Annotated in this window: 10 protein-coding genes and 1 CRISPR repeat array; of the genes, 7 read left to right on the forward strand and 3 right to left on the reverse strand. The window is 52.8% G+C overall.

Annotated elements, in window-relative coordinates; translation table 11 throughout:
- The first annotated feature begins 788 nt into the window (after positions 1-788).
- The 5 genes from cas1f to cas6f are packed head-to-tail and all read left to right on the forward strand — an operon-like array spanning position 789 to position 7,326.
- Positions 789-1,736 (forward strand): type I-F CRISPR-associated endonuclease Cas1f, encoded by a 948-nt coding sequence (gene cas1f / locus JJL52_RS04950; protein ID WP_202051286.1) that lies wholly within the window; start codon positions 789-791, stop codon positions 1,734-1,736.
- Positions 1,733-4,660, forward strand: coding sequence for a CRISPR-associated endonuclease Cas3'' (locus JJL52_RS04955; RefSeq protein WP_202051287.1), 2,928 nt, complete (start codon positions 1,733-1,735; stop codon positions 4,658-4,660). The genes cas1f and JJL52_RS04955 overlap by 4 nt, the downstream gene beginning before the upstream one ends.
- A 2-nt stretch (positions 4,661-4,662) precedes the next feature.
- Positions 4,663-5,637, forward strand: coding sequence for a type I-Fv CRISPR-associated protein Cas7fv (cas7fv, locus tag JJL52_RS04960; protein WP_202051288.1), 975 nt, complete (start codon positions 4,663-4,665; stop codon positions 5,635-5,637).
- A 9-nt stretch (positions 5,638-5,646) separates the two neighbouring features.
- A complete protein-coding gene (gene cas5fv / locus JJL52_RS04965; RefSeq protein WP_202051289.1) occupies positions 5,647-6,675 on the forward strand; it encodes a type I-Fv CRISPR-associated protein Cas5fv in 1,029 nt (342 codons plus the stop codon).
- 12 nt (positions 6,676-6,687) lie between these two features.
- Positions 6,688-7,326, forward strand: coding sequence for a type I-F CRISPR-associated endoribonuclease Cas6/Csy4 (gene cas6f, locus JJL52_RS04970; RefSeq protein WP_202051290.1), 639 nt, complete (start codon positions 6,688-6,690; stop codon positions 7,324-7,326).
- Between the two features lie 131 nt (positions 7,327-7,457).
- Positions 7,458-11,446: direct repeats of the CRISPR family, unit length 28 nt; unit sequence GTCCGCTGCCGCACAGGCAGCTTAGAAA.
- 18 nt (positions 11,447-11,464) lie between these two features.
- Here cas6f and JJL52_RS04975 read toward each other — a convergent pair.
- The 3 genes from JJL52_RS04975 to JJL52_RS04985 form a co-directional block, all read right to left on the reverse strand.
- Entirely contained in the window at positions 11,465-12,214 is a 750-nt protein-coding gene (locus JJL52_RS04975; RefSeq protein WP_202051321.1) for an IS5 family transposase, read from the reverse strand.
- Positions 12,215-12,678: 464 nt separating this feature from the next.
- Positions 12,679-12,990, reverse strand: a complete 312-nt coding sequence (locus JJL52_RS04980) for a hypothetical protein (protein WP_202051291.1) — start codon at positions 12,988-12,990, stop codon at positions 12,679-12,681.
- 772 nt (positions 12,991-13,762) lie between these two features.
- Entirely contained in the window at positions 13,763-14,818 is a 1,056-nt protein-coding gene (locus JJL52_RS04985) for an ecdysteroid 22-kinase family protein (RefSeq protein WP_236994063.1), read from the reverse strand.
- Between the two features lie 496 nt (positions 14,819-15,314).
- Here JJL52_RS04985 and lepA point away from each other — a divergent pair, with 496 nt between their 5' ends.
- Positions 15,315-17,114 (forward strand): translation elongation factor 4, encoded by a 1,800-nt coding sequence (gene lepA / locus JJL52_RS04990; protein WP_336885042.1) that lies wholly within the window; start codon positions 15,315-15,317, stop codon positions 17,112-17,114.
- A gap of 40 nt (positions 17,115-17,154) precedes the next feature.
- On the forward strand, positions 17,155-17,931 hold the full coding sequence (lepB, locus tag JJL52_RS04995; protein WP_202051293.1) for a signal peptidase I: 777 nt from the start codon (positions 17,155-17,157) through the stop codon (positions 17,929-17,931).
- Positions 17,932-17,933: the final 2 nt, after the last annotated feature.

Consider the following 17,933-nt stretch of genomic DNA (forward strand, 5'->3'; position numbering starts at 1 on the left):
AATTTAGGTATATGCAAAAATTGGGACAATGCTGCCGAATCAGAGTTCGAAAATTCCAGGTATTTTTCGACAAAGGTACATTGCCTTAACCGAGCCCTATCGAGTCTTCAGATCCGCCCCTCGCTAATCGGTTCAGATTGCGGTGCGAATCTCCAAAGATTTGAAAGCGGCCCCCCACAGGGCAATCGCGCTATGAATAAAAAGCCGTCATTCCGGCAGGGATTGCCGGAATCCAGTTTACAGGGATGTAAAACCCGCGAAAAAAATATCATGCAGGTTTTTCCGAAACCTCCTAAATCCCTACGGTACGCCATCCATGGCCTCTCGGTAACTGCTCCTGCGGTACTCTCGATCGCGTGTTCCCGACGCGCTCTCCCTTCCCCCTCCCTGGGGGCGTCGATCGCGTGTTCCCGACGCGATCTATCTCGCCCCTCCGTGGGGTCGTCGATCGCGTGTTCCGACGCGATCTATCTCGCCCTTCCTTGGGCTTGTACCTCCTGCATCCTTGCAGTCGTGGATTCCGGCAATCCCTGCCGGAATGACGAGCATTAAGCACATAGCGCAATTGCCCTGAAAGCGGCCCGCCGCTCATTGCCGATAGGTAGTTGGTTTGTTAGACTGCCGGCGCCGGTTAAAAAGGCCGAGCGATTAAATATCCCGATGATTTATCTGTCATCGAAGGAGAGGCCGACTTCGGCGGAGACTCCGTAAGGTACCCGTTACAGCGGCGAAGGCTGTTTTGTGGACATCGGGGGGACAAACTCAAATTGTGAAACAAGTGCAAAGCCATGGATCAACTCACCGATTTAAAAGCCATCCTGCATTCCAAACGCGCCAACATCTATTACCTGGAAAAATGCCGCGTCATGCAGAAAGACGGGCGGGTGCTTTACCTGACCGAGAACAAAGACGAAAACCTGTACTGGAACATCCCGATTGCCAATACCACCGTGATGCTGCTCGGCACCGGTACGTCAATTACCCAAGCGGCGATGCGGATGCTGGCCAGCGCTGGCGTACTGGTCGGGTTTTGCGGAGGCGGGGGAACGCCTTTGTTCAGCGGCTGCGAAATCGAATGGCTGAATCCGCAAAGCGAATACCGGCCCACCGAGTATATCCAGGGCTGGCTGAAATTCTGGTTCGACGACACTCAGCGCCTGGCCGTCGCCAAGGTGTTCCAAAAAGCCCGCGTCGATTACCTGCGCCGGGTTTGGGACAAGGACCGGGACCTCAAGGCCGAAAACTTTTATCCCGACGACAGCGGGCTCGCCGCCGCCCTGGACAACTACGCGGCGCAAATCGACAGCGCCGAAAAAACCGGCGATCTTCTGCAACGCGAAGCGCTGTTGACCAAACAGCTCTATCGCTACGCGGCCAGAGCCACTCAACAAAGCGACTTCACCCGCGACCATCAGGCGACGGACCTGGCCAACGGTTTTTTGAACCACGGCAATTATCTGGCCTATGGCCTGGCCGCGACCACGCTGTGGGTGCTGGGCATTCCGCACGGCTTTGCGGTACTGCACGGCAAGACCCGGCGCGGCGCGCTGGTGTTCGACGTGGCCGATCTGGTCAAGGACGCGATTGTGTTGCCCTGGGCATTCGTGAGCGCCAAGGAAAAGATGAGCGAACAGGAATTCCGTCAGCAAATCCTGCAAAAGTTTACCGAACACAAGGCGCTGGACTTCATGTTCGACCACGTCAAGCAACAAGCCTTGCGGGAAATTCAGCCATGATGGTCACTTTCGTCAGCCAATGCCGGAAAAAAGCCCTGAACCGCACCCGCCGCGTGCTCGACGCCTTCGCCAACCGCATCGGCGACAATACCTGGCAAACGGTGATCACCGAAGAAGGCCTGATCGCCGTCAAAACCCTGTTGCGCAAGACCGCCACTAAAAACACCGCCGTGGCCTGCCATTGGATCAGGTCGCGAAGCCGGAGCGAGTTGGTTTGGATAGTCGGTAACCGTGACCAATTCAACGCACAAGGTATTGTGCCAGTTAATTCCACCAGCAAGGAACTCATCATGGATATTCCAAGCATTGCCCCCAACCCAAATTTCTTGTACGCGAATACCCACCTGCAATCATTGGCAGAACATTTATTTGCCGTGGGTTTTATTGCCGAGCAACTGCTTAAACGCCTAATACCCGATTCGACCATAAGCGCAGAAGCAATATTTGTCGCAGGATGTCTGCACGATTTGGGCAAAATTGACCCTGCATTTCAGGAATGGGTCAGAAACCCCAAGAAAAAAGACTATCAGGCCGAAGATGGACAACATATTGATGACAACAAATTCAGCTTCGACAAACACCCGCGCCATAACGAAATTTCAGTATTGCTGTACCAATTGCTTGATCCTCTCTCATTTAAAGGCATCAGCACAGGCCATAAGATAGCGATAAAACATGTGATTTACTGGCATCACGCCAAGCCGTATCGCAAAGAAAAAGACCCTGAATTCTCAAACTTCGGCGGGATTTACAAGAAATTCAACGGCAGTTTAACGTCCGCAACTTTCGAAGAAATTATCGAAAAAGCTCAACGATTGTTGAAGCAGGTCAGCGAAATAGATTGCCAGTACCGTTCAATTGATGTCTCGCTAATTACCAAGATTTATAGCGAAACTGTTGATTTGGATATATTGGACACCATTAAAATCACGCCTCTACCCAGTTATAAGTCTTACGAACCCGAAGAACGCATAGATAAATACTGTCAGCATGTTACTGATAACGCGTTGAATAATGTAATGCGTGCATGTGTGATTTCCGCCGACCGCCTGATTTCAGCGTTGCCCGCCGAAGATTTGCATGACCATGTCAAGCACAACAGTCTGCATATTTTGGTTGATGAAACCTTGCTGGTGGAAAGCAACCTTTGTTCGCATATTACAACCTGCTTGGGCCAATTCCCATCCAGCGAACGCAGCCACAAGCAAGGGGAAATTGCCCAACGACTCAATAAAGCGTCGGATGTAGCGGTGCTGGCCGGACCTGCCGGATGCGGTAAAACTAAAATCGCGCTGGAGTGGTCACTACTGAAAAATGCCAAGCAAATTATTTGGATTTGCCCCAGGGTGCAGGTCTGCCAAGGCTTGTTTCTTGAGTTGATTTCAGAACGGTATTTGCCTGATACAAAAATCGAAATCAATACCGGCGAATTCAAATACACCAAAGAGTGGGGACGTGTCACGGCGGAAGACGAGTATTTTTCCGGCGATATAGTCATCACCACCATCGATCAGGTATTCAGCGCCATCATCACCCACACCAAAGTCAACACGCTGATTAATGTATTGAACGCCCATGTCGTATTCGATGAGTTCCACGAATATATCCCCATGCCTGCGTTTAACTTGCTGTTTGCCGAATTGACAGCCTGTAAAAAAGCCCAGGGCAGCCTTGCCAATACCTTATTAGTATCAGCCACGCCGCATTACTTTTACCTTAAGTCTGTGCTGGAAATTCAACCGGAAGACATCATCGAGATGCCGAGCTTCAACCCCAGCGGCTACCGTGTCGAATTCAAGATATTCGATGAAACTCAACAAGACGATAGCAATCCGCTATACCGAAGCCAAAACGGCAATTCCATCGTTATCAGCAATACCGCGCAAACCGCACAAAAAAGCTTCATCTGCAATCAATACCAAGAAAACGCCGTACTGCTGCATTCGAAGTTTAAAAAAAGCGATAAGCAGATATGGTTCAACGAAGTTTACGATTCTTTCAAAAAAGACGGGACACGAAAATTCGACGTATTGCGGGCCGGACCGATTGTGCAGGCTTCGTTAAACATCACTTGCGATAGCATGGTTTCGGAAATCACCACTGCCGAAAATTTTCTACAGCGCTTAGGAAGGCTTGACCGTTTCGGCACCAACTCGAACATCAATATCTATAACGTCGCCGTACCTGAATCTATCCATCAAGGCAAAGGCACCGGCGCGGCGGCACGTTTTTTAGCTCGCCAATTTTGCTTTGCGGCAACCAAAGCTTGGTATCAATTTTTACAAGCCCAGCAGCTTGAGGGCAAAACCTTGCAGTTGCCGGAACTCTACAGGCTTTACCGGACTTTTCACAACTCGGAATTGGCACAGCAAAGCATGGGCTCGGACTTGTTGGCCTGTTTTAAACAGGGTGTGCAATTGATCGGGCAAAAAATTGTTGACCCTATCACCATTCCCGCAAAAAAGATCACCGACAAAGGTCGCGGCAAAATCAGCAAATATTCATTGCGCGGCGAAAACCGATTTGTACAAATGGCGGTGTGCGACGTCAGCAATCCGGCTCAAATTGTCTTTTGCGAAAAATACGCTTATGAAATACCCGTAAATGAACGGGACGATTTCGACAACTTGACCGCTTCACTGGATGAAATTCAAGGTTATGGCGACAGCGACAAAAACTTGTTGGCGTATATGAAAAACAAGCATCACAACGTCATCGGCGGCCAGAAAGCTTATAAAGACTTCATTTTGCTCAACGAGGCAAGAGACCCGGAGTTTCCCATTTATCTGAGTTACACGCCAGCTGGACTGGATCGGGTCGGCGGAGACAGCGCGCGGCATAGTCATGCTATTTACTACGCCGTGTGCGACAGACAGCCTATCGGCGCTATTTCAATCAAGCAGTTAACATCAAACGAGGAATAAATATGCAAAAAATTACCGGCATCAAAAGCGTGGATTTTAAAGTGGTGGCTTATGGCTATGGCGTAGTGAATTGGAACGGGCCGACTACCTTGCAAAGCGATGGACGAATTATCGACAACCATTCCATGCCTAAATTACGCGGCTATACCAATCTGACGGGCAAGGAAAGCGAAAAAGGCTACAAACTTAAAAAAGACCCGTCTGAAATCGACTTTAAAGCAACACCGATGTACATCAGCCAGAATTGCGTACGCCATCACTTGTTTAGGGATCAGGCGTATGACCTGCATTACGCCAAAGACAAAAATCTGCTGACTGTGCTTACGTCGATTACTGGATTAATACGCGGCTATGTGGTTCCCGCCAGCCAATGTAAACGCACCAGCCCATTGTTGCTCGAAGATTTTATAGACCAACTGGGCAACGGTAATTTCGAACAAATGGGGCGTTCCGGCTCCAAGCAAAAAGATAAAGACGATCAAGGCGAAGACATCGCCAGCAATTCCTTTTTCTCGAAAACCACGTTTGGCGAAACCCAATATCTGGCTTACGGTTCAATCAGTATTGAGCAACTGCAATTCATCTCGCTGGACAAGAAATTTGACCGCGCCGCAATGGTAATCAAAGATGGCGAAGGGGAAAAAATTGCCGAGGCCGTGCAAGCTTTCATTAAAAGCCTAGACCCGACCCGGACCCCCAAGGCGGTTTTCCATCCCAACTACGTGCGTGGCGGTACGATTTTCGAGGAAGGCGAAGTGGGAATTTTATTGAACAATGAAGCTGTCGATATTCTGATCAAGGAAACTCTGCGCATGATTAATGAACTCAGCATCCGACAAGCTAAAGGCTACATGTATGTGGATAGTGTGCTCGCCGATTACAACGACAGCCATAAAATGATGCGTATTAAACGCAACGAAAGCGAAATAGCCGAAGAGCCTAAATCTCCGTATGCGGTTTATTTTTACGCTAAATAAGGAAACGCCATGCGCATTACCATTAAATATGAAGCGTCTTGGCGGAACTCGTTTTTAGACGGTTCCAACAATGAGCCATTGCCTAGAAATGGTCGGGAATTTATCGGCTCCATGACCACTTTGGGCAAGCGAGATAGCGAAGGCCGTTATCCGAACTTTATCAAGCGCGGTATTACGCATGATACGGTAATGGGAATTCTGAACCGGCTCATCGGCGATCAACGTAAACTCTACCAATCGAGACACTGCCCTAATTACTTCTTCGCCGACCTGGAGCCGCATATTACCTTTAAAGACCAACAAGAGTATGGCGCACCCACCAGCGAAGTAGTTTATATACGCAACATGACCGGCAACACGGATCAAAATTCGTTCACCGGTATGATAAGCGCCAATGATCCGGTATTTAACTCGGATTACTCAAGCGCCTTTTGGGGGGTGTTGGTATTACATATTGAGAGTTTGTGTGACTTTATCGTTGACACCGGTTACAAAATTCAATGCTCTGAACAATTCGATCCTTTCGGCGTTTTGCAAAAATTGGGCAAATTGAATAAGTTAAAAGCTATTGATTTGGAATCAGTGCAGAAAGCCGTAGAAACCTTACAGAAACAGTTTCCCGATGTGGCTTACAGAATAACCGACGGAAAAATCAAACCGATCGAACTGTACTGTTCAGCATTATATTTGCAGATATTCCGGTTAAAAGAAGAAGGTCATGATATATCTAAGGCATTAACCAATAAAAGCGGTATCGCGGGCATCTCGAAACGCGGGTTTACGCCAAAAGATTTTATGGACCGGTACACCACGGGCAGCAAAAAACCCATCTGGGGCAATCCCTTCCAATTGAAGGAAAAGCGTAAAGGCGAAGGCGAAGTGGTTTCCCAGCTGACCAAAGCCAATGGCACGCTGGACATCAACCTCGACATTTCAGATGAAAAAGCCCAACAACTGAAAAACATGATAGATACCGCCGGCGTTTCCAGTTTTTATCTGGGTAAAAAAGGCTTGGCCTATGTCGACGTTATCCGGTAACAAGGAGAAGCCATGAATTATTACGTTGAAATCACCTTATTGCCGAATTTTGACATTAATCTGTTTAGCCTCTGGTCCAAAGCTTTCCAGCAAATCCATCTCGGTCTGGTCGAAATGCAGGACGAGCAAAAGCGGGTGCCGATCGGCATATCGTTTCCGGAATACAAAATAGGTGAAAAATTCGGCGTATTGGGTAGCAAGTGCCGGATGTTCGCCGATGACGAAGCGACGTTGACACGCTTCAATGCACCGAACAGCCTGAAGCTGCTCAGCGACTACGTGCATTGCACGGGAATCCGTCCTGTGCCGGTAAAACTGTTGGGTCAGGCGGTTTACCGCCGCCGGCAACCCAAAACGAACCCCGAGCGCTTGGCGCGGCGTTATGCCAAGCGTCATGACCTGGATTTTGAAACCGCCCTGAACACAACCGTTCAGGTGCGGCCGGAAGGCGGGGATGCCTGCTACCCAACGGCGTTTCGTTATTGCGAAATGCCGCGGCAATCCGTGGCTTTGCCGTTCATCCGCTTGAAGAGCTTGAGCACTGAGCAGCCTTTCTGTCTGTGGATCGAAAAAAGCTCGGTCGCGGAACCGGTTGCCGGTGGTTTTAGTTGTTATGGCCTCAGCGCCAGAAGCACCGTACCCGAATTTTGACCCAAATTTCTACGTTCTTTAAAAATATAATCAAAATCAGCTAGTTGTAGACTTTGGGTTTGCGGATGGTAAAAATGGAGTTAACCCTGCTCAGCCCTTGCTGCAGCTGGCTTGGAAGTTTTTTATAATCAGTCCGCTGCCGCACAGGCAGCTTAGAAATTAGGGTAATCTTTGGCCTCGTTCGTGTTGTCTGTCCGCTGCCGCACAGGCAGCTTAGAAAAAATTTCTCGACATGCCGGAAAGCATTCCGCTGTCCGCTGCCGCACAGGCAGCTTAGAAATTCCGCAGCGCGAAAGACCGTAAACAGGATCAGTCCGCTGCCGCACAGGCAGCTTAGAAATTATCAAGCATTTGCGTGGCTTTCTTGACAGCGTCCGCTGCCGCACAGGCAGCTTAGAAATTTACAGAAAACTTAACCCTGATGGATTTAGAGTCCGCTGCCGCACAGGCAGCTTAGAAAGTGGAATATTTTACGCCAGCAGCACCAGTGCTTGTCCGCTGCCGCACAGGCAGCTTAGAAATGTTCTTCGCTCATTGGCATAACTTTATCGTCGTCCGCTGCCGCACAGGCAGCTTAGAAAGGTAAATCGATCACATCCCAATTTTCGTGAGCGTCCGCTGCCGCACAGGCAGCTTAGAAAGATCAGGCTTATCTTTCTTTGTCGCGTCCAGGGTCCGCTGCCGCACAGGCAGCTTAGAAAAGAGATTCACGTCTCCGTCGTCAAAGGCGTAAGTCCGCTGCCGCACAGGCAGCTTAGAAAGTCGCCGCATTGCAGCGACTCGATCTTGATTGTCCGCTGCCGCACAGGCAGCTTAGAAAGGTATTGCTGCTCGGCTCTGGCCGCGCCGGAAGTCCGCTGCCGCACAGGCAGCTTAGAAATTCACTCTGTCTAAGAAAACCGATAACGTAGAGTCCGCTGCCGCACAGGCAGCTTAGAAAGCAAATTCCTTGGCCTTGCAGTTTCTCGGCGTGTCCGCTGCCGCACAGGCAGCTTAGAAAAATTACCTACGGGATATCAGGATGGAATGCGCGTCCGCTGCCGCACAGGCAGCTTAGAAATGTTCCTGTTCTTTTTGGTACAGGCCATGGTCGTCCGCTGCCGCACAGGCAGCTTAGAAACTCGACAATTACCGCCGCTCTTACCGCCATGTGTCCGCTGCCGCACAGGCAGCTTAGAAAGATTGAGACTGCGCCGAAGAATAAACCTGTTCGTCCGCTGCCGCACAGGCAGCTTAGAAATTTTCAACGCCATTGATCTTGACTTTGTACGTGTCCGCTGCCGCACAGGCAGCTTAGAAATTTAAGGTCGAGTCGACTTGCGAGGCGTGGCGGTCCGCTGCCGCACAGGCAGCTTAGAAATTCATGATCGCAAGCTAGATATAGCTCATTTAGTCCGCTGCCGCACAGGCAGCTTAGAAATTACGACTGATAAAACTATTGTCAGCATTGGAGTCCGCTGCCGCACAGGCAGCTTAGAAATGCTACTCCTAATTTCATGTTTTCTCCCCGGTGTCCGCTGCCGCACAGGCAGCTTAGAAAAGACTCTGAGCGACATCGCACGGCTGCTGAATGTCCGCTGCCGCACAGGCAGCTTAGAAAAGTCTGCTAAAAACGCGCGGGATTTGGGAATTGTCCGCTGCCGCACAGGCAGCTTAGAAAATTCATGAATCGGAAGCAGCGCACCGTTCGCGGTCCGCTGCCGCACAGGCAGCTTAGAAATGTGGCGTGGATGAAACAAAATGAGCAATTTGGTCCGCTGCCGCACAGGCAGCTTAGAAATGGACATTCCAGCCCTGATTGGTTGCTTCGAGGTCCGCTGCCGCACAGGCAGCTTAGAAATGAATGCCATCAAAAAATACGATGTCGCTATTGTCCGCTGCCGCACAGGCAGCTTAGAAATGATGCGGCCGGGGAAGTCAGAGGCGCCACGTGTCCGCTGCCGCACAGGCAGCTTAGAAATGTTTCTCGACCGACCAGAGCGGCGCCTTATGGTCCGCTGCCGCACAGGCAGCTTAGAAAATTCAGCGGTTTCATGCCGCCACCTCCAGCTCGTCCGCTGCCGCACAGGCAGCTTAGAAAACAAGAGAAGAACTGGACGCCATCGTATTCGAGTCCGCTGCCGCACAGGCAGCTTAGAAATTTATCGATGATGTCTCCGCATATGCCGCGGAGTCCGCTGCCGCACAGGCAGCTTAGAAATATGGGCGCTATGCGATCAGGACGCGCCGAAAGTCCGCTGCCGCACAGGCAGCTTAGAAATAAAACCTCGCCTAGCTTGTCCAGAGCGCCGGGTCCGCTGCCGCACAGGCAGCTTAGAAATTCAATCGAATACGGGAGCAGCTCGCTTCCAAGTCCGCTGCCGCACAGGCAGCTTAGAAAAGTACATCGAAAACATACGCAGCTAAAATCATGTCCGCTGCCGCACAGGCAGCTTAGAAAAGTCGCTTGTAGGCGTCGTAGTCGGCTGCGGCGTCCGCTGCCGCACAGGCAGCTTAGAAAAATAGTGCGCTGCGCTTTTGACACGTCTTCTGGTCCGCTGCCGCACAGGCAGCTTAGAAAGACATCGAAGCGGCCCGCCAGCGCGCGATCGAGTCCGCTGCCGCACAGGCAGCTTAGAAAAGCTTGCGCGGACCCGTGGGTGCCTCGCCGGCGTCCGCTGCCGCACAGGCAGCTTAGAAATTCTCAGCCTCACGCAGACGGCAGATGAGTTCGTCCGCTGCCGCACAGGCAGCTTAGAAAAAGTGCCTGTGTTTCGCTCGCCGCCCATCGTCGTCCGCTGCCGCACAGGCAGCTTAGAAAAACACTGACAATACCAACATTAACAATGCCTTGTCCGCTGCCGCACAGGCAGCTTAGAAAATCACGCCGCCTAATTGCGACTCCCGCCAATCGTCCGCTGCCGCACAGGCAGCTTAGAAAATCAGGAATCTATCACCGCCGATTCTCAGTGCGTCCGCTGCCGCACAGGCAGCTTAGAAATGGTAGGTTTTGGCCTCCTGCTGCTTCGAGGTGTCCGCTGCCGCACAGGCAGCTTAGAAATGAAACTCACCGACCTGCGTAGCCGTCAACGGGTCCGCTGCCGCACAGGCAGCTTAGAAAGCAGTTTTACGACGAATGGTTCCCCAAGTACCGTCCGCTGCCGCACAGGCAGCTTAGAAAAGTTTGTGCTCAAGCGTTCGAAGTCCCGGCCTGTCCGCTGCCGCACAGGCAGCTTAGAAAGGGTACGTGAACATGACTGCGTGAAGTGCGGTGTCCGCTGCCGCACAGGCAGCTTAGAAAGTTGCCAGGAGAAGCAACGGCCGCGCCAATGGGTCCGCTGCCGCACAGGCAGCTTAGAAATTGTTCAAGGCTATACGGGGGCTATGGGCATGGTCCGCTGCCGCACAGGCAGCTTAGAAATTGATTCTTGACTACCGTGACTTTATAGCCAGGTCCGCTGCCGCACAGGCAGCTTAGAAATTATCTTACGTTTCATTATGAATGAATAATAAGTCCGCTGCCGCACAGGCAGCTTAGAAATGAAGAAGCCGCAGCCGCGCACCGAATACGACGTCCGCTGCCGCACAGGCAGCTTAGAAAATCAAGCGCCTGATGGTCGTCCGGAGCGACAAGTCCGCTGCCGCACAGGCAGCTTAGAAAGTATCAGATTGGCGTGTTGCTGTCCTCGTCAAGTCCGCTGCCGCACAGGCAGCTTAGAAAATAAAGCTAAGAATGTAGTCGACATCGGACTCGTCCGCTGCCGCACAGGCAGCTTAGAAAAGTATAGAAATCGTCCACGGCCGATGCGCCGGGTCCGCTGCCGCACAGGCAGCTTAGAAATGGATAAGACGCACATGCTATTACCCGATATCGTCCGCTGCCGCACAGGCAGCTTAGAAATTTTCCTTCTGGTGCTTCGCGGCCATTTGCTGGTCCGCTGCCGCACAGGCAGCTTAGAAAATAGAATAAACGTTATTAGGTCGTTTAAAACGTCCGCTGCCGCACAGGCAGCTTAGAAAATAGAATAAACGTTATTAGGTCGATTTAAAACGTCCGCTGCCGCACAGGCAGCTTAGAAAATGATAGACGTAGACATCGACGACCGCGAGATGTCCGCTGCCGCACAGGCAGCTTAGAAGCTGTTTGGAAATTCCCGCTTCAAGCCAAGCGATTCAACATCAGACGCGTCATGGCGATATAAATCCAGGTTTCGTCCGTGCAAGTGAGACGCTCATAGTTTTTGCTGAGGCGGCGTGAGTGGTTCAACCAGCCGAAGGTGCGCTCAACCACCCAACGGCGAGGCAGCAGTACGAACTTCTTCGTTTGTTTGGGACGCAACACCACCGCCAGACAGAACTTGAAGCGTTCTGCCACCCAGCCCAGCAGCTGACCGCTATAGCCGCCATCAACCCAAACCTTGCGCAACTTTTTACAGCCACCGGGCAGCTGGCTTAACAGCCGGCGTGCTCCGTCCCGGTCTTGTACACTGGCGGCCGTCACGACGATGGCCATAAGCCAGCCCAAGGTATCCACCAGAAGATGGCGTTTGCGGCCATTAATCCCTTTCCCGGCATCGAAACCGCGCACTCCGGATACCGCGGTACACTTGACGCTCTGGCTGTCCAGACAACCGGCTGTGGGGTGTTTATGACGTCCCAATTGCTGCCGCAGTCTGGCGTGTAGCCGATGATGCAACCGTGCCCAGGTGCCGTCGGAGGACCAGCGTCTGAAATAATAATACACCGCCGTCCATGCCGGAAACTCGCGGGGCAACTGCCGCCATTGGCAACCGGTCTTCAGGCTGTACAAGATGGCATTGATGACTTGGCGCAGGCTCACTTCGCGTGGCCTGCCCACAGCCGATACCGGCAGATGGGGCTTCAGATAGCGCCATGGGCCATCGCTCAGGTTGCTTGGGTAGCGCTTCTTTCGCTTTTTTGAGGCATTATCGGGTCACTGAAAATAAAAATCCCTATAGAGTCAATTCGAAAATCAGAGTTTCCAAACAGCCTCTTAGAAAAATCAATTCGCAGGAGCGGACAATATCAGCAAGTCCGCTGCCGCACAGGCAGCTTAGAAATAAGTTAATCAAGCGCGAAATCCATCGTTTGCGTCCGCTGCCGCACAGGCAGCTTAGAAATGATGAGCGGATTCAGGCGGCGCTGTGGTCGAGTCCGCTGCCGCACAGGCAGCTTAGAAAGGTGGTGGTGCTGTCGCAGCTGAACCGGAATTGTCCGCTGCCGCACAGGCAGCTTAATTGAGATCGCCTTTGGATTTCGTTTGCAGTCAGGCGTTTCAATCGTTGCGAACAAGAATCGCCGGTGTACGGTCGTGGATCGGCCGCACATGGCCTTGACTTTAAAAGAGAGATTCTACTCGCTGTTGCCGCCAGGCTTGTCTTCGTCGTCGGTTTGATTGTCCAGCGAGCCCATCTTGGTAAAAAATACCAAACTTAAGATAACCGCCAGCGCCATCACAATTTCAAAAACCATTCTCAACATTGTTGCCACCTTTGAGTCAGGAACATTTCGGATTCTGATCCGGAATGCAGGGGATTGCAAGATATCTTGGAGAGCAAGATAAACGCTGTCAGTCAAGTCAAGCCCTATGAGAGAGGGATCGAACGATTTTGCCGACTTCAGGACGCCGGGAGCGGCATGTATGTAAGAGGGAATGAAAATCAATGGATTATTGTCCTAAACCTTTCTCGGAGGGAGAGTGGAATTATTCAGAACTTCCTGAAGTAGCAGGGGAGTTGCAAAGCAAGCTTTGCAACTCCATTAAGCGATGTAATTCCGGCTTATCTTAGGATCTGGTAGGAAATAACTTCCCCGAATGTTGATTGTTTCGAAAAGGAGAGGCTTCACTCCCCTCTTTGAAAAAGACGACTGAGATTTGCTCCTCGGCAATATAGCTCCTGGATTGCCTACCTCTGCCTCTCTACAGTCGTCGACAACCGCTCCCTGCGTTGTCCTACCTCCTGCCTCCCTGCAGTCGTGCAATCGCTGCATGCACGTCCTCCCTGGCGTTCATGCAGGCGGTACGCGCCTAAGGAAGGGCGAGGTAGATCGCGTCGGGATCCAGCGATCGACGCCCCCAGGGAGGGGGAAAGGAGATCGCGTTGGGAACACGCGATCGAGAGTAACGCAGGGAGCAGTTATCGAAGGACGGGGGGATTTTTTAATAAATCCCCCTCGATCCCCCTTTTTCAAAGGGGGAGGTGTTTTTTGACGAAATCCCCTCTTTGAAAAAAGGGGAAGTTGTTTTTGACGAAACTCTTAACGACATTGCCATCAAGGGAGAGAATGGCTTGTCCTGTCTACTGCCATATAGTTACCGTGAAACTCCTGGATGAAGCGCGTAGGGGAAAGAGGCCTACGCGCGATTGAGGACTCAAATTTTCACGCGGCACCTTTCCGTGGCTGAATTTCATGATGACCGGCAGCGTGTCAAGACCTAGGCCTCCGCCAGTGCCTCGAAGCCGTCCAGGTCGCTGATGGCGCATGCGGCGCGCCGGATCATTTCGAGGTTGGCATTTTCTTCCATCATGCCGCCGATCGCCAGGGTGACGACCATCGCCTCGAAAGGGTAGGAAAGATGTGCACGGTAGCGCTGCCAAAGCAGGTCCGGCGCAGTTTCGGCGACCCCGTGCGCAGCCAGCGTCTGCCGGTATAGATCCAGCAGCGGGCGTTCGTGCACTTGCCGCAGTTCGGGCTCCAGCGCCGTCGCTAGAAAATAGGCAATGTCGGCGACGCCTTCGCCGATCCGGACCAGTTGCCAGTCGAGGAATCCCGGTTGCGAATCGCTCCAGAAAAAGTTGCCGGGATGACAGTCGCGATGGATCAGCGTTTGGGTGCCGCCGTTCAGGAACTGCATGATCCGCCGGCGGCGGCGCGCATAATGGAGCGCGGCCCGATGCAGATGGGCGGGTACGGCCTCTGCGGCTTTTTCCAGACCCAACTGCATCAAAGGCACTGCCATCAAGGTGCCTAGCGAATCTTCCAGGCGGCGGATCGGGCCGCCCAGCCAGCGGTAGTTCCGATCGTGGTGAATGCCCCAAAAGGCCGCGTGAAAGCGGGCTAACTGCTCGACGACGGCGGCGGCCTGAGGCAGCGTCAAGGCTTCGCCGGCCCGGCCGGGCATGGCTCCGCTTTCGGCGATGTCGGACAACACCAGCGTGGCCCCTTTGCCGAACCGGCTCTGCGCGGCCAAGAGCGCGGGTCTGGCCAGCGGAACCGCATGGGCGATGTCGCGGTAAAACCGGGTTTCGACGTGTAAAAGCCGGGGCAGGGCGGTGATCAACCGGGCTCGCCAGGCCAGCGAGGGAATTTTGACAAACCAGCGGCGGGGCAGCGATTCCGGACCGTCGTGGTCGACTGCCAGGCGCACGCGGGTCGTCGTGCCGATATCGGCGGAAATGAGTTCGATGTTTTCGACGCGGGTTTCAAGGCAGTGGCGTTTAACAATCCGTTGCGCCCAGGGAACCGTAAAGTCGTGAAGGTGGTTCACCATAATGTCTGAGTGATTATCGGCAATGGCGTATTGCATGAGTTCTTGGAGCTTTATGGGTTTCGGATGCGTTGTTTTTCAGGGAAAGGCCTAAATCCTGTACCGCCGGATCGTTCCGCGGGAAGGACGTCGGCTGGTTTCTACAATATTGTAGGTAGGAATTAAGCAAAAGCAAAGCGGCGGCCGCGCCACGGCTACCGCGTTTTCCGGTTGGTGCTGAAGTCTGTTTTATTTTAATATCAATGTTTTGGGTGGATTTTGGCGGGCTGGCTCCTTGACCGTTTTCCGGAATACCTTTGTGGAACGATGAGGCCCGTACCTCTCCAAAATGTTTCGCCCGATGACTGGCCGCGCTGTGAAAGTCGGGTCATACACGGCTTGATTCTGTTATAATGCAGGATTTATTCGGGCGCGGTTCGGCACGCTCCAAAGTCATTGGACGATCATTCCTAATTTATCCCGCCTTCCGTTCAGTTTCATTGACAGACTAGAAAACGTAGTGGATTTAAAACATATCAGAAATTTCTCGATCATCGCGCACATCGATCACGGCAAGTCGACGCTGGCGGACCGTTTCATTCAGATCTGCGGCGGACTTAGCGACCGGGAAATGTCCGCACAGGTGCTCGACTCGATGGACATCGAAAGGGAGCGGGGGATCACGATCAAGGCACAGAGCGTCACGTTGGACTATACGGCGAAGGATGGCGAAACTTACCAGCTGAATTTCATCGATACGCCGGGCCATGTCGATTTTTCCTACGAGGTCTCGCGCTCGCTGGCCGCCTGCGAGGGTGCGCTGCTGGTCGTGGACGCGGCGCAGGGCGTCGAAGCGCAGAGCGTGGCGAACTGTTATACCGCGATCGAGCAGGGCCTGGAAGTGATGCCGGTCCTAAACAAGATCGATCTGCCTTCGGCCGAGCCGGAGCGGGTCATCGCCGAGATCGAGGATGTGATCGGGATTCCGGCCGACGATGCTTTGAAAATCAGCGCAAAGACCGGGCTTGGCGTGCAGGATGTTCTGGAGCAGCTGGTTACTAAAATCCCGTCGCCTACCGGTATTGCCGAAGGGCCGCTGCAGGCCTTGATCATCGATTCATGGTTCGACAGCTACCTCGGCGTGGTGTCGCTGGTCCGAATCGTGCACGGCAGCATCCGCCGTAAACAGAAGATTACGATCATGTCGACCGGCAAGTCGTTTCTGGTCGAAAAGGTGGGCGTGTTTACGCCGAAGCGGCTGGAAAAGGACATGCTCAATACCGGCGAGGTCGGCTTTGTGGTAGCCGGCATCAAGGACATTTTCGGCGCCCCCGTCGGCGATACGATCACCTGGACCGACAACCCGGCCGCCGAGCAACTGACCGGTTTCCAGAAGGTGCAGCCGCGCGTGTTCGCAGGTCTCTATCCGGTCAGCTCGGACGATTACGAGGAACTGCGCGAGGCATTGAAAAAATTGAATCTGAACGATGCCGCGCTGCAGTTCGAGCCGGAAACGTCGCAGGCTTTGGGTTTCGGTTTTCGCTGCGGTTTCTTGGGCATGCTGCACATGGAGATCGTGCAGGAGCGGCTCGAACGCGAATACGATGTCGATCTGATCACGACCGCGCCGACCGTCGTCTATGAAGTCGTGACCCACGGCGGCGAGGTCGTGATGGTCGACAATCCGGCCAAATTGCCCGAAGTAGGCTCGATCGAAGAAATCCGCGAACCGATTATCCGTGCGAATATTTTCGTACCGCAGGATTACCTTGGCAGCGTGATCAATCTGTGCATCGAAAAACGCGGCGTGCAGAAAGACATGCAGTTCGTGGGCCGGCAGGTGTCGATCCATTACGAGATGCCGCTCAGCGAAGTCGTGCTCGATTTCTTCGATCGCTTGAAGTCGGTCAGCCGCGGCTTCGCATCGTTCGATTACGAATTTCTGCGCTTCCAGGAAGCGCCCCTGGTCAAGCTCGACGTGCTGATCAACGGCGACAAGGTCGATGCGCTGTCGGTGATCGTGCACCGCGACCAGAGCCAGAGCCGCGGCCGCGACCTGGTCGAAAAAATGAAAGACCTGATTCCGAAGCAGATGTACGAAGTTGCGATTCAGGCCGCGATCGGCGCGAAGATCATCGCCCGCTCGACGGTCAAGGCGATGCGCAAGAACGTGACCGCGAAATGTTACGGCGGCGACATCACCCGAAAGAAAAAACTGCTCGAAAAGCAAAAGGCCGGCAAGAAACGGATGAAGCAGGTCGGCAATATCGAAATACCCCAGGAGGCTTTCCTGGCGGTCCTGCAGCTGAACAAGGAATGAGCGGCTCCACCATTTTTAATCATTATTCGACGGGATAGCGATGGACTACGATTTTTCGTTTTTTCTGCTCGTGGCGACGGTGGTCACGGGCGTCATCTGGGGCGGCTACGTCGCCTATTTAAAGAGCAAAGGCAAACCTTACGACGCGGAAAACGAACCCTGGCTGGTCGAATATGCGCATTCCTTTTTCCCGGTCGTGCTGATCGTGTTCCTGCTGCGTTCCTTCATCGCCGAACCGTTCCGGATTCCGTCCGCTTCGATGATGCCGACCTTGTTGATTGGCGATTTCATTCTGGTGAACAAGTTCGCTTACGGGATTCGTCTGCCGGTGATCAATAAAAAAGTGATCGATTTAAACGAACCCCGGCGCGGCGATATCGTGGTGTTCCGCTTTCCGAAAGATCCGACGGTTGATTACATCAAGCGCGTGATCGGTTTGCCGGGAGACAGGATCGGTTATTTCAACAAAACGGTTTTCGTGAACGATATGCCGGTGGCCCAGAAGCCTGTCGGTATCTATGAAGGTTTTGGGCAGGGCCAGGATATGAGTGGCGCGGTCGAGCTGAACGAGGATTTGACCGGCGTCGAGCATAAAATTCTGGTCCGCCAGGAAGCTCCCTCAGTGGAAGGGGTGTTCGTGGTGCCGCCGGGCCATTATTTCGTGATGGGAGACAACCGCGACAACAGCAACGACAGCCGTTACTGGGGCATGGTGCCGGAACAGAATTTGGTCGGTAAGGCGTTTTTCATCTGGATGAGCTGGGATTGGCAGCATAAAGGCGTCGGTTTCGACCGCATTGGCACCGCGTTAAAATAAAC

Origin of the sequence: Candidatus Methylomicrobium oryzae (genome assembly GCF_016745425.1) — a bacterium.
GTDB classification, from domain to species: domain Bacteria; phylum Pseudomonadota; class Gammaproteobacteria; order Methylococcales; family Methylomonadaceae; genus Methylomicrobium; species Methylomicrobium oryzae.